This window comes from uncultured Pseudoramibacter sp. (genome assembly GCF_903789625.1).
In the GTDB taxonomy this organism is placed as follows: Bacteria; Bacillota; Clostridia; order Eubacteriales; family Eubacteriaceae; genus Pseudoramibacter; species Pseudoramibacter fermentans.
The window spans coordinates 165,226-178,391 of record NZ_CAIFFF010000001.1; the positions used below are offsets into that span (position 1 = coordinate 165,226).

The window sequence follows — 13,166 nt, forward strand, 5'->3', positions numbered from 1 at the left end:
CCTTTACATTTTTGAAAGCTTTACAGGTTGAAAACAATCTCAATATTGGTTAAAATTAAATAAATAGACTTATTAAACAGTTTTCAGGAGGAAGATTATGAAAAATTATCCGACAAAAAACATTCGCAACATTTTGCTTCTCGGTCATGGTGGCAGTGGGAAGACCTCACTCGTCGAAGCGATGGCTTTTAACGCCGGCGCAATCGACCGTATGGGCCGCATCGATGAAGGCAATACGCTTTCTGACTTTGACGATGAAGAAAAGAGAAGAATGTTTTCAATTTCTTCCTCGGTGATTCCAATTGAATACGGCGGGCATAAGCTCAATATTATCGACACGCCGGGTTACTTTGATTTCGTAGGGGAATCGGCGGCGGCTCTCGAAGTCGCCGATGCCATTATCATTGTCGTCGATGCCTTGGCCGGCGTTCAGGTCGGCACCGAAAAGGCCATTGACATGCTAAAAAAGGTCGACGTGCCGGCGTTTATCGTCGTCAATAAAATCGACCGTGAAAACGCTAAAATCAGCAAGGTCGTCGAAGAACTCAAGGCGTCCTTCGGCAACAAAATCGTGCCGTTTATCCAGCCTTGGGGCGAAGGCAGCGAAATGCGCGGCGTTGTCAATATCGTCGACATGACGGGCCGTGAAAGAAAGGACAACCGCTGTTTTGACGCTGAAGTGCCGGCAGATCTGATCAAGGTGCTGGAACCCTACCGTGAAATGATCATGGAATCGGTGGCCCAGACTTCAGAAGACCTGATGGAAAAATACTTCGACGGCGAAGAACTGACCACCGAAGAAATTCACCACGGCCTGCGCCAGGGCGTGCTCGCCGGTGATTTGGTTCCGGTGATGTCTGCGTCGGCGGTTCAGAATATTGGGGTTGAAACCATTGAAAATATGATCATCGACTATCTGCCGTCTCCAGACGAAGGCAACGATGTCGATGGCATCGACCCGCGGGATTCCAAGGAAATCGAACGTCAGATTTCGAGCGAAGCGCCGTTCTCAGCCCGTGTCTTCAAAACCGTTGTCGACCCGTTCGTTGGCAAGCTCTCGATCTTTAAGGTCATGGGCGGGACGCTGAACAGCGACACCGAAATCATCGACGCCAATCAGGATGTGAAGGCAAAGGCCAACCACATTTACGTGCTGCGCGGCAACAAGCAGATCGAAGTCGACAGCTTGATCGCCGGTGATATCGGCGCCTTCAGCAAGCTCACCGACGTCAAGACTGGCGATACGCTTTGTGATCCGGCTGACCCGATCGTCTACCCGCCAATCGATTTCCCGAAACCGGTCATTTCGATGGCGATCGACGCGAAGGACAAGGGCAGCATCGACAAGCTCTCTACTGGGCTGCACCGCCTGATCGAAGAAGATCCGACCATCACGGTGACCCGCAACAAGGAAACGAAACAAACCGTCATTTCCGGCATCGGCGAAATGCAGCTGGAAATCATTTCCAATAAATTGAAACAGAAATTCGACGTGGACGTCGAGCTCTCTCCGATGAAGGTGCCGTACCGCGAAACCATCAAGAAGAGCGCAGACGCCGAAGGCAAGCACAAGAAACAGTCTGGCGGCAGCGGCCAGTACGGTCATGTCTTTGTCAAATTTGATCCAATGCCGGACCCGAACGACGATTTCCGTTTTGTCGACAAGGTCGTCGGCGGGGCCGTACCGCGCAACTTTATTCCGGCGGTTGAAAAGGGCCTCGAAGAATGTATGCAGCACGGTGTGCTGGCCGGCTATCCGGTTACCGGCGTTCAGGCCACGCTGTACGACGGCTCCTATCACCCGGTGGATTCCGACGAAATGTCCTTCAAGATGGCCGCCGCGCTGGCGTACCGCGAAGGGATGAAGAAGGCGAACCCGGTCATTCTCGAACCGATTTACAGCCTGAAGATCACCGTGCCGGAAGAATACATGGGCGACGTCATGGGCGATTTGAACAAGAAGCGCGGCCGCATCATGGGGATGGAACCCTCTGTCGGCGGACTGCAGGTGATCACTGCGGAAGCGCCGCTGTCCGAACTGGAAAAATACGCGACCGAGCTGCGCTCGATGACCCAGGCCCGCGGCGAATTTGAAATGAGCTTTGCCCGTTACGAAGAAGCGCCGGCGAGCGTTGCAGAAAAAGTCATCGCCGACGCCAACGGCGGTGCCGCTGAAGAAAAAGGCACCAAGAAAGAAAAGGGCAAAAAAGACAAAAAGAAAAAATAAGCTTGAACACAGGACCTTCGATAGTCGAAGGTCCTTTTTTAGAAAGCAGATAAGGATGAACGATTTGAAACGATTTTTGCAAGGTTTCTGGCGGGAGCGCCCCTTATCTGGCGCCGTGCTCTATTTTGTTGCCGTCAGCGCGCTGTTTTTCGGTGTCGGGCGGCTGCTGCCCCAATTGATTGGAACGGAAATCATTTTCAGGCTCATTTTGTCCGCAATGATTCTCATTTTTCTGTACGTCATTTACGGCTGGACGCCGAAGGCCCTGGGCTTTTCCGCAAAGGGCATTGGGACGTCGATCCGACTGAGCTGGTCGGAATGGCTTAAAATTGTGATGTATCTAGCCCTTTTGCTGATGCTCGCGAATCCCGAAGCCTTGAATCAATTGCTGCAAAGTGGCACTTCTGCGGGATACGCGCCGATGATGCGCGGCGTGGCGCAAAACCTCTCGGCGCTGACACCGCAGAAGCTGGCTGTAACGATTTTGTTCGGCGTGTCGGTCGGGCTTTTCGAAGAGACCTTTTTCCGCGTCGGGCTGGTCGCTCAGCTGCGGGTGCGCTTTGCCGACAGCTGCCGCGGCGCCTGGTGCACGGTGCTCATCGGCGCAGGCTTGTTCGCCGCGCTGCATATGATGAATGCTTTTGGTCAATCCTTGGCGGTCACGGCGATGCAGGTTATTCAGGCCTTTGGCACCGGTGTGCTTTGGGGGGCGGTTTACTGGCGAAGCGGCAACGCGGTCATTCCGGTAATCCTCCACAGCCTGACGGATATTTTAATTGTGCTTGCCACTGCCGGCACCGCCGCGTCGGTCGCGCCGGGCTTTAGCTCCTCTGTGGCGTTGATGGCCTTTGACGTCGGGCTGGCTGCGATTTACCTGCGCCCGCAAAAGACGCGGTACAGTGGGATTCAGACCAGATCTTTGTGGTATAATGATCAAATAGGTAATGGAGCTAATTTATTGAAATAAACCAGAAGGGAAAGTAAAATGCAAGAACATAACCGTATTGGGGTCATCGATATCGGTTCCAACAGCGTCCACCTGGTGGTCGCCATTTATCACGAAGAAAACGGCTATTTTTCGGTGATTGACGACGCGAAGGTCAACGTGCGTCTCGGCGAAGGCATGACGCGGACAGGCAGGCTGGATCCAGAGCGCATGGACGTGGGCGTCAATACGATGAAAATTTACAGGCGGATGATCGACGCATATCAGCTCGATCAGGTCATTGCCACCGCGACAGCCGCGGTGCGCAAGGCGGAAAACGGCGATGAATTTGTGCGCCGGGTTAAGGAAGAGGCGGACATCGACATCAACGTTATCCCCGGCGAACAGGAAGCGATGTACGATTATCTCGGCGTGGTGAACACCATCGATATCAAGGACGGGCTTCTGATGGATATCGGCGGCGGCTCGACAGAGCTGGTCTTGATTCAAAAACGCGAGAAAAAAGCGGGCGTGAGCCTGCCCTTTGGCGCGGTCGATCTGGCCGAAAAATTCAATCTGACCGACAAGCCGAAAAAATCCGATCTGGAAAAGCTGCACGTTTTCCTGGAAGGCGCCTTTTCGCAGTATCCGCTGCTGGCAGAGGCCAAGGGCTACCCGGTGATCGGTGTCGGCGGCACCATCCGCAATATGGGCCGCATCCACCGCAGAATGATCGATTATCCGCTGGAAATCGCACAGAATTACAGAATGAGCCGGAAGGACGTCAAGACGGTCTGCGAAAAGACGGCGGCGATGGATTATCAGGAACGGAAAAACATCAAAGGGCTCTCCAAGGCCCGGGCCGATATTTTCATCGGTGCCAGTCAAGCTGTGATGGAAATCATGGGGGCTATCGACTCCGACCAACTGATTATCTCGAAGGCAGGGCTTCGGGACGGGCTTTTGTACGAATCCATCGGCTACGGCGAAGGCGATCTGATACCGGAGGTCTTCGAGTACTCGTTGGTCAATACGGCGCGCCAGCTGGATGTGAACTGCATCCACGCCTATCAGGTTTACCGCATTTCCCGCAAGCTGTTCAACGAACTGGCGCCGATTCACGGCCTGCCGCTGAGCCGGACCTTGGACAAGTCGCTGCGCACGGCGGCGATGCTTCACGATTCGGGCATCAAAATTCAATACTCCAATCACCAGCTGCACAGCTTTTATTTGATTTTAAACGCCGGGATTAACGGCCTGACCCACGAAGAAATGCTGATCGCGGCCTTCTCCGCGCTGAATCACCGCACCGGCAAAAAGGTGCAGGTCGACGCCGAATACGCGCGGATGCTGACCAAGCAGGACCTCAACATCATCGACGTGTTCAGCTCAATTCTCCAGATCGCGGAATATTTAGACCGGGATATGGACGGGGTCGTCCGCGACGTCAACTGCGTGATTTCCGACGACGCGGTGACCCTCAACGTGCTGTCTCAGGAACATTCGGTCTTTACCGATATGATTCTGGACGAATGCGGGAAGAAATTCAATCGGGTGTTCAAGCACACCTTAAATCTTGAGAATGAGATTGTGAAATGATCAAACTGATTGCAACAGATGCGGACGGCACCCTCTTTCCGGACTGCGGCCAGGATTTGTCAGCGGCTTATTTCGAGACGGTGCAGACCCTGATGGACCACGGCGTGATTTTCGGCGTCTGCAGCGGCCGGCCGGCCTCGAACCTGAAAAGGGTGTTCGCGCCCATTCAGGATCAGATTTTTTACATCACCCAGAACGGCGCGATGGCGTCTTATCAGGATAAGATCGTCTACCGCGAAGCGATTCCGATGGCGGACACCCGGGCGATCGTGCGCGATATCCGGGCGCTGGACGGCTGCATGACCCTGTACGACACCGGGGAGGTGTGCTATTTCGAAAAGCGGGATAAAGAGGCCTACGAGTTTACGCGGGACGTCTACCACTTCGACTGTGAGCTGGTCGACGATCTCCTTGAGCTGGACACGCCGTGCATCAAGTTTTCGGTCTACCGTGCCGACCACGTCGAGGAGGTCACGGAAAAGGCGTTTGCGCCGAAATGGCGGAAGACCATGAACGTGGCCTGCGCCGGAGAGCGTGTAGTGGATATGGTGCCGAAGGCGGCGTCAAAGGGCTCGTCTCTGGCCAAGATTCAGGCGCTTTTCGGCGTGTCGATGGACGAAACTTTGGCCTTTGGCGACAACAGCAACGACATCAGCATGCTCAACCAGGCGAAATACAGCGTGGCTGTCGACAACGCGCGCCAGGCGGTCAAGGACGTGTGCCGCTACGTCACCGACCGCAATACTGACGACGGCGAATTAAAGGTGCTTGACGCCTTATTAAAGGATTTTGATCATCCTGAGGCTGCGTTAAGGTCATTTGAAAAATAACGTGAAATTAGGCAAATACGAGCGAAAAAACGCCCAACTCCGATATACGTTCAGCATATCACAGTTGGGCGTTTTTTGATGCGTTTATTTACAAAAAGATTAGATTGAGAAAAAATAAATCAAGTTTTGTTTTTAGAAACAGCGATACGGGAAGCATTCAATGCTTTGTAGTAATGCTTTTCGTCTTGCATAAATGTCGCGGTGTATAGGATGTCGACAATGGTCAATTGAACTATTCTAGAAGCCATGGCTTCGGAACGGTATTTATTATCATTAGTCGAACTAAGTAAGTATAAATCGGACAATTTTGCTAAAGTTGAATTAGAAAAACTTGTTAAGCCAATTATTTTTGCGCCATTTTCCTTAGCTATTTGAACAGCATGATTCACTTCAAGACTTTCACCAGTGTGGGAAATAGCTAACATTAAATCATTCGGATTAGCTTGAGTACATGTAGTATTCATAAGATGGGGATCTGGATAAGATCGAACATCTAATCCAATACTTGAAAATTTATGATAAGCATCTAAGGCGATTGCACCAGATGCGCCAACACCATAAATCATAATACGTTTAGCAGATCGAATCATAGTGATTGCTCGTTCAAGAATAGAAGAAGGTAGAAGAACATTGATGTCGTTAATTGCAGATAAAGTATGCCCAATAATTTTTTGTTTAATAGTCTCCGGATCATCATGAGGATTTAAATCATCGTTAATGGATGTACTGGGTTCTTCCGTAGTCGCTTGAGCAATTTTTACGCGAAATACCTGATATGAATTATAATTAAGTTTTTTTAAAAAGCGCATCACGGTTGTTTCACTCGTGTTGCAGGCTTTGGCTAATTCCGTAATTGAAAACATCGGAATGCGTGTTGCATTTTTTAAAATAAAATCAGCGATTACTTTTTGCGTTTTAGATAAAGTATTATATTTGGTTCGAATATTTGTCAGAATTTCGTCCATTTGATGCTTACCTCCTCTTTATATTCCGCATTATAACATAAAAGGTAACTAAGAAAAAGAAAATAGAAAAAAAATTACGATAGTAAAATATTTACCGTAAATAGATTGACATAGTAAAAATAAGAATGTATAATAATTTACGTAAATAAAATTTAGATAGTAAAATATTAACGAAAAGTAGGAGGAATATTATGAAAGCAGTACGGATGTACAAACCAAAGGATTTACGAGTAGAAGATGTCGAAAAGCCAGTAATGCAGCCAGATGAAGTTATGGTTAAGGTACATGCCTGTGGTGTGTGTGGATCGGATATTCCAAGAATCTTAACATATGGTGCGCACGTTTCGCCGATCATCTGCGGTCATGAATTTTCGGGGGAAATTGAAGCCGTTGGTGATCAGGTTGAAGGGTACCAAGTGGGTGACCGTGTTGTGGTTCCGCCGTTAATTCCATGCGGACATTGTGAATGGTGTAAAAAAGGCATCTACTCTTTGTGTGAAGATTACGACTATTACGGATCAAGACGAGACGGTGCTTACGCGCAATACGTTTCAGTTAAGAAGACAAATTTGTTGAAAGTTCCTGATGGTGTTTCTTATGAAGATGCAGCGACTCTTGACCCGTGTGCAAATGCTTGGCATGGTTTGGTCAATCGCGGACATTTTAAAGAAGGCGACACCGTTGCAGTCGTCGGGGCAGGACCAATTGGTTTATTCGCAGTTCAGATCGCGCACATGAAAGGTGCGAAGAAAATTATTGCAATCGATGTTTGGGATAAAAAACTCGAAATTGCTAAGAGTGTTGGTGCGGATGTTGTGGTCAACTCACTTGAAAATGATCCAGTAAAAGCGGTCATGGATGCGACAGATGGAGAAGGTGCCAATGTTGTGGTTGACTTTTCAGGGGCACCGGTTGCACAACAGCAGGCCATTATGATGACAGCGAAAATGGGACGAGTTGTCTTCCTCGGCATTTCTCATAAAGGGTTAGATTTAAAACCAGAAACCGTCGATACGCTTATGCGGGGACAGATTGAACTTGCGGGGTCTTGGAATTCATTTACTGATCCCTTCCCAGGCGAAGATTGGACGGAATCTCTAAAAATGTATGAAAAGGGAATGACCGCGAAAGACATCATCAGCCATCGCATTACGTTAGATGAAGTTCCGGAAATTTTCAAGAACATCGATAAAGGTCATTATTTCTTTAATAAGATCATGATTTTCCCATGGGGAGTTGAAAAATGAAAGCTCTGATTCTTAATGAGGATAGGCAAATGGAGTTACAGGAGATGCCTGAACCTCAGAAAAAAGACAATAATCTCATTGTTCGTGTTAAATCTGCATCGATATGCGGAACAGATATGAGAACTTTTTTAAAGGGAAATAATAAAATTGATGTTCCTAGAATTTTAGGTCATGAGTGCGCCGGAGAAATTATTCATTCGGGGAAATTGGGACAAGAAAATGGATATCAGAAGGGTGATCGTGTAACAGTAGCGCCTGCTGTAGGATGTGGACATTGTCGACCGTGTAAGTCAGGACATACCAATATGTGCGATGACTTAAAAACGATTGGTTTCCAGTATGAAGGCGTCTTTGCTCCATATGTTGAAATCCCCGAAAGAGCGATTCGCATGCATAATGTAATTAAATTAGAGGATAAAGTTGATTTTGACAACGCTACACTTGTTGAACCAGCAGCTTGTGCGCTTAATGGACAACATTTTTTAAATATTGGGCCAAGTGACAACGTTGTTGTTTACGGAAGTGGACTGATTGGCTGCATACACGCAGAACTTGCACTTTTACAAGGTGCAGATAAAGTTTTTATTTTAGAACCAGTAGAAAAACGAGGAAAAATTGCTCAAAAAATGGTTCCAAATGCAGTTTACATTAATAACGCAGAAATAGATGCAGTAGAAGAAATTAAAAAACGTACTGATGGGCATGGCGCAGATGTTGTTATTGTTGCAGCATCGGTACCCAAACTTCATACAGAAGCACAAGAAATTGCTGCTAAGCTAGGTAGAATTTTGTTATTCGGTGGACTACCAGGAGATGGGAAAGGATTTATTGATTCTAATTTGATCCATTATAAAGAATTACAAATTTTTGGTGTACATGCAACAACCGTTAAATATATGCAACAAATTTTAAATATGGTTGAGCAGGGAAAATTAGATTTAAAAAAATACATCGAAAGAATTTTGCCGTTAGAAGAAATTATTGACGGTTTTACATCGATTAGAGATGAAAATGTGATGAAGGTTGTCATTCATCCTTAAGGAGATATTATGATTGACCCTAAGATATATTTACTTCAAGATACTTGTTTTGCGATAAAAAGATGGGTAGAACCAGAAACCTGGGGTCCTGTTATCAAGAATATTGGATTTGATTCGGTTGAGGCCAGTTTTGACAACGAAATGGATCTTTTTTATACACCGAAATGGTATCGAGACGACTGGTTTGATCGTGTAAAAAAGATAGAAAAAAAAGAGGGCATTAAAGTTCGAAGCTTTTTTACAGGCTATCAAACTTATAGAACGACCGGTCTATCACATCCAAATCCTAGAATAGCAGATTATTTATTTGACGGATGGTTAAAACCAGCTGTTCAGGAATTAGGTGAACGGGGATTAGATTTAGGATTTGCGCTTAATTCATTTCCAGATAATGTTCTTCAAACACCTGAAGCCTATCAAAAAGCAAAAGATACAGTTATTAGATATATGGCTAAGATCGGCAGATTAGGGGCAGATACCAATAGTGATATGTTGATCTGCACAGAAGCGATGTATACGCCAAGTACAATCCCCTGGACAATCGAGGACAGTGAAGAAATATTGAAAAAAATTTATCAAACTGGAGGTGATCCAGTTTACATCACAATCGATTTGGGACATATGATTGGACAACGTAGATTTTTTAAACCAACAGAAGATGAAATCTCTGAAAAATTAGCACAAGCTATTTCTGGAGAAAAAATTGCAGAGCCTTGGCTTGGCGCAGATCACACTTATCAAATCTGGGATAAAGCGATTGCTAATAAAGATACAAGTGATGCTGTTGTTTTAAAGATATTAAATGATATGGATCATTATCAGTATTTATTTTCAAAAACCAAGAATGATATTAATCCATATGCGTGGCTGAAAAAATTGGGATGCTACTCTCCAATTATGCATATGCAGCAAACCAATGGGAAAGCTTCATCCCATGCGGCATTTACAGAAGAATCTAATAAAGATGGCATTATTAAAGGGAAAGCCTTTTTTGAAGCAATTACAGAGGCTTACAGACAACCGGATGCAGAAGGAATGCCACCTAAAACAGATAGAATCAATTTAGCATTTGAAATCTTCGCATCGAATTCAGAACATCCAAGAGAAATTATTGGAAAGTTAAAAGAAACGAGTGCATATTGGAAACAATTTGTTCCAGAAGACGGAATGCGATTGAGCGAAATACTAAAAAGAATTCAATAACGAATTACAGCGAAGGGGGAATAACGAATGTACGATATTGCTGTAATTGGAGCAGGTGTTACGGGAACGTGTATTGCACGGGAACTATCGAAATATAAAATCCATGCTTGCGTCATTGAAAAGGGGGATGACGTAGCAATGGGAACTTCCAAAGCAAACACAGGTGTTATCCACACAGGTCAAGAAGCTGCCACAGGATCTTTGATGGCAAAGCTTTGCCTCGAAGGAAACCGAATGTTATACGAATTGTCTCCAATTTTAGATTTTCCAGTTAAAAAAACAGGAAAATTAATTGTCTGCAACCATAAAGAAGATATGGGGAAACTGCATCAGCAATATGAACAAGGTGTCCGAAATGGTGTGCAAGGTCTTGAAATTTTAGGACGTGATGAATTACTAAAGAGAGAACCGAATTTAACACATAATGCAGTCGCAGCACTTTGGCTACCGACGGGCGGTATCATTGATCCTTTTAATTTAGCTATTGCTATGGGTGAAAACGCTGCTGTAAATGGAGTTGAATTTCGATTCCAGACTGAAGTTCAGAAAATCACAAAAGAAGAATGGGGATACCGTATAAAAACGAATAATGGTGATATTGACACCAAAGCTATTGCTAATGCAGCTGGTGTGTACGCAGATGTATTCCACAATATGGTGAGTAAAGAAAAGATCCATATCACACCACGCAAAGGACAATATATTCTTTTTGATCAAAGTATCGGAACAATTTTCAATACGACTGTTGTACCACTTCCTGGAAAAATGGGTAAGGGTATCGCAAGTTCGTTTACGATTGACGGTAATTTCTTTGTCGGACCAACAGCTAATGATGTAGATGATAAAGATGATTTTGCTACAACAAAACCAATTATTGATCAATTAAAAGACATCGCCGAAGGTAATAATTCACTCGTGAATTTCCCATTACCGCTTAATAAAATTATTACAACCTTTAGTGGCGCAAGACCTCACGAAGATCATCATGAATTTATTGTTAAAGAACTTCCTGATTCCAAATGGTTCTTTGATGCTGCGGGGATCGAATCACCGGGATTGACAAGTTCTCCCGCTATCGGGCGAATGCTTTCGCAGATCATCGCAGAAAGTATGCATCTTGAATTAAAGGAAAACTTTATTGCAGAAAGAAAAGGTATCGTACATTTTAACAAGCTTAACAAAGAAGAACAGAATGAACTCATCAAACGAAACCCGCGGTATGGAAAAATTGTATGTAGATGTGAAAAAATTACTGAAGCGGAAATTGTTGACGCAATAAAACGACCTATTGGGGCAAGATCGATGGACGCTGTAAAACGCCGTACTCGCGCAGGAATGGGTCGATGTCAAGCTGGATTTTGCACACCGAGACAAATTGAAATAATCGCCAGAGAATTGGGAATCGATATGATGGACGTCACTAAAAAAGGCGGAAAATCTAAAATGTTAGTTGGTCAAGTTAAAGATAGAAAGGCATGGGCAGAATAATGAAACAATATAATATTGTGATTATTGGTGGAGGCCCAGCTGGACTTTCAGCAGCTGTTTCAGCAAAAAAATCAGGATGTTCTGATCTGTTAATATTGGAACGTGAAAATAAACTTGGCGGAATTTTGAATCAATGTATTCATAATGGTTTTGGTCTGCATACATTTAAAGAAGAGTTGACAGGGCCAGAATATGCACAGCGTTATACTGATCAGATTATTGAAAATCAAATTCCATATAAGCTGAACACAATGGTTTTGGATATTTCTCCAAACAAAGTGATTACTTATGTCAATAGCAAAGAAGGCGTTGTTCAAGTGAAAGCTGAGGCAATTATTCTAGCTATGGGATGCAGAGAAAGACCGAGAGGAGCCCTAACTATTCCAGGGACAAGACCAGCAGGGATTTATACCGCGGGTACAGCACAGAAACTTGTCAATATTTATGGATATATGCCAGGTAGAAAGGTGGTTATCCTAGGCTCTGGGGATATTGGACTGATTATGGCAAGGCGAATGACACTGGAAGGCGCTGAAGTAAAGCTGGTCGCAGAAATTATGCCGTACTCAGCAGGGCTTAAGCGTAATATTGTCCAATGTTTGGATGATTATAATATTCCTCTTCAGTTAAGCCATACAGTTGTGGACATTAAAGGAAAAGAACGCGTAGAAAGTGTCACAGTCGCAGAAGTTGACGATGAGCTTCAACCTATTCCAGGAACAGAAGTTGAATATGAATGTGACACGCTCTTATTGTCAGTTGGTCTGATCCCAGAAAATGAATTATCAACAGCAGCTGGAGTCGCTTTAGGCAGGACAAACGGACCGATCGTTCGTGATAATCTGGAAACTTCTGTGCCAGGTATTTTTGCCTGTGGAAATGTGCTACATGTTCATGATCTGGTTGATTACGTTTCCGAAGAAGCTGCGCATGCTGGAGAAGCTGCAACTGAATACGTGAAAAATGGAGAAAAGAAAGAAAATAAAAAAATTAAGGTTATTGCTGGAGATGGCGTGAGTTATACAGTTCCGACAACCATCGATGCTGATAGTAATGAAGAAAATATTATTATCCGCTTCCGTGTAAAAGGGATCTATCAGAATAGCCAAATCGGTGCATATCTGAATGACAAAGAGATTAAGCATCAGAAAAAACGTATTTTTGCGCCAGGTGAAATGCAACAGGTGGTAATTAATAAGGAGATTTTCGATGATTGCCAAAATGGTTCATCATTTACAGTTCAAATTGAGGAGGCACAATGATGGAAGAAAGAATGCTAACATGTATCAATTGTCCATTAGGGTGCTCTGTTAAGGTTGAATTGGAAAATGGAACAATTAAGTCAATAACTGGTAACTCCTGCGAACGAGGGAGGACATACGCAGAAAAAGAAGTGACCAGTCCGACGAGAATTGTCACATCAATCATTCCTGTATTGGATGGAGATGTAGCCATGGTATCTGTTAAGACAGCATCGGATATACCAAAAGAAAAAATATTTGACTGCATGAATGCAATAAATACAATCGAGGCGAAAGCCCCAATCTCGATAGGAGATGTACTAATTAAAAACGTCTGTGGAACGAATGTCGATATCATTGCGACGAAAAATATTAATAAAATCAAATAATTAATTTGGGAG

At 44.9% G+C, this 13,166-nt stretch carries 11 protein-coding genes; 10 read left to right on the plus strand and 1 reads right to left on the minus strand.

The features are described 5' to 3' along the window. Window positions 1-97: 97 nt before the first annotated feature. The 4 genes from fusA to QZX60_RS00810 are packed head-to-tail and all read left to right on the plus strand — an operon-like array spanning window position 98 to window position 5,581. Window positions 98-2,227, plus strand: coding sequence for an elongation factor G (gene fusA / locus QZX60_RS00795; RefSeq protein WP_295360307.1), 2,130 nt, complete (start codon window positions 98-100; stop codon window positions 2,225-2,227). Window positions 2,228-2,282: 55 nt separating this feature from the next. After that, window positions 2,283-3,194 carry a CPBP family intramembrane glutamic endopeptidase gene (locus tag QZX60_RS00800; RefSeq protein ID WP_295360310.1) on the plus strand — a complete coding sequence of 304 codons (912 nt, stop codon included), beginning with the start codon at window positions 2,283-2,285 and terminating at the stop codon, window positions 3,192-3,194. Between the two features lie 18 nt (window positions 3,195-3,212). Further along, window positions 3,213-4,751, plus strand: coding sequence for an exopolyphosphatase (gene ppx, locus QZX60_RS00805; protein ID WP_295360314.1), 1,539 nt, complete (start codon window positions 3,213-3,215; stop codon window positions 4,749-4,751). Further along, complete coding sequence (locus tag QZX60_RS00810) at window positions 4,748-5,581, plus strand: HAD family hydrolase (protein ID WP_295360317.1); 834 nt, start codon at window positions 4,748-4,750, stop codon at window positions 5,579-5,581. The genes ppx and QZX60_RS00810 overlap by 4 nt, the downstream gene beginning before the upstream one ends. A gap of 119 nt (window positions 5,582-5,700) precedes the next feature. On the opposite strand, the gene QZX60_RS00815 is transcribed toward QZX60_RS00810, so the two are convergent. Further along, window positions 5,701-6,546, minus strand: a complete 846-nt coding sequence (locus QZX60_RS00815; protein WP_295360319.1) for a MurR/RpiR family transcriptional regulator — start codon at window positions 6,544-6,546, stop codon at window positions 5,701-5,703. A gap of 191 nt (window positions 6,547-6,737) precedes the next feature. On the opposite strand from QZX60_RS00815, the gene QZX60_RS00820 reads away from it, so the two are divergent. Genes QZX60_RS00820 through QZX60_RS00845 form a run of 6 tightly spaced genes read left to right on the plus strand, consistent with a single transcriptional unit; the run spans window position 6,738 to window position 13,154 of the window. Beyond that, window positions 6,738-7,793 carry a galactitol-1-phosphate 5-dehydrogenase gene (locus QZX60_RS00820; RefSeq protein WP_295360322.1) on the plus strand — a complete coding sequence of 352 codons (1,056 nt, stop codon included), beginning with the start codon at window positions 6,738-6,740 and terminating at the stop codon, window positions 7,791-7,793. Beyond that, entirely contained in the window at window positions 7,790-8,833 is a 1,044-nt protein-coding gene (locus tag QZX60_RS00825; protein ID WP_295360325.1) for an alcohol dehydrogenase catalytic domain-containing protein, read from the plus strand. The genes QZX60_RS00820 and QZX60_RS00825 overlap by 4 nt, the downstream gene beginning before the upstream one ends. Before the next feature lie 9 nt (window positions 8,834-8,842). Beyond that, window positions 8,843-10,036: a hypothetical protein gene (locus QZX60_RS00830; protein ID WP_295360328.1), complete on the plus strand. Its 1,194-nt coding sequence runs from the start codon at window positions 8,843-8,845 to the stop codon at window positions 10,034-10,036. Window positions 10,037-10,063: 27 nt separating this feature from the next. Next, window positions 10,064-11,524: an NAD(P)/FAD-dependent oxidoreductase gene (locus QZX60_RS00835; protein WP_295360331.1), complete on the plus strand. Its 1,461-nt coding sequence runs from the start codon at window positions 10,064-10,066 to the stop codon at window positions 11,522-11,524. Further along, window positions 11,524-12,786, plus strand: coding sequence for an NAD(P)/FAD-dependent oxidoreductase (locus QZX60_RS00840; protein WP_295360498.1), 1,263 nt, complete (start codon window positions 11,524-11,526; stop codon window positions 12,784-12,786). The genes QZX60_RS00835 and QZX60_RS00840 overlap by 1 nt, the downstream gene beginning before the upstream one ends. After that, on the plus strand, window positions 12,786-13,154 hold the full coding sequence (locus QZX60_RS00845) for a DUF1667 domain-containing protein (RefSeq protein WP_295360500.1): 369 nt from the start codon (window positions 12,786-12,788) through the stop codon (window positions 13,152-13,154). Before QZX60_RS00840 ends, QZX60_RS00845 begins: the two co-directional genes overlap by 1 nt. Window positions 13,155-13,166: the final 12 nt, after the last annotated feature.

Excerpts from the sequence above, each read along its gene's own strand:
- QZX60_RS00815 (WP_295360319.1), bottom strand. The coding sequence starts at position 6,546 with ATGGACGAAATTCTGACAAATATTCGAACCAAATATAATACTTTATCT.
- QZX60_RS00845 (WP_295360500.1), top strand. The coding sequence starts at position 12,786 with ATGGAAGAAAGAATGCTAACATGTATCAATTGTCCATTAGGGTGCTCT.
- QZX60_RS00825 (WP_295360325.1), top strand. The coding sequence starts at position 7,790 with ATGAAAGCTCTGATTCTTAATGAGGATAGGCAAATGGAGTTACAGGAG.
- QZX60_RS00840 (WP_295360498.1), top strand. The coding sequence starts at position 11,524 with ATGAAACAATATAATATTGTGATTATTGGTGGAGGCCCAGCTGGACTT.
- QZX60_RS00810 (WP_295360317.1), top strand. The coding sequence starts at position 4,748 with ATGATCAAACTGATTGCAACAGATGCGGACGGCACCCTCTTTCCGGAC.
- QZX60_RS00800 (WP_295360310.1), top strand. The coding sequence starts at position 2,283 with ATGAACGATTTGAAACGATTTTTGCAAGGTTTCTGGCGGGAGCGCCCC.
- QZX60_RS00820 (WP_295360322.1), top strand. The coding sequence starts at position 6,738 with ATGAAAGCAGTACGGATGTACAAACCAAAGGATTTACGAGTAGAAGAT.
- QZX60_RS00830 (WP_295360328.1), top strand. The coding sequence starts at position 8,843 with ATGATTGACCCTAAGATATATTTACTTCAAGATACTTGTTTTGCGATA.
- fusA (WP_295360307.1), top strand. The coding sequence starts at position 98 with ATGAAAAATTATCCGACAAAAAACATTCGCAACATTTTGCTTCTCGGT.
- ppx (WP_295360314.1), top strand. The coding sequence starts at position 3,213 with ATGCAAGAACATAACCGTATTGGGGTCATCGATATCGGTTCCAACAGC.
- QZX60_RS00835 (WP_295360331.1), top strand. The coding sequence starts at position 10,064 with ATGTACGATATTGCTGTAATTGGAGCAGGTGTTACGGGAACGTGTATT.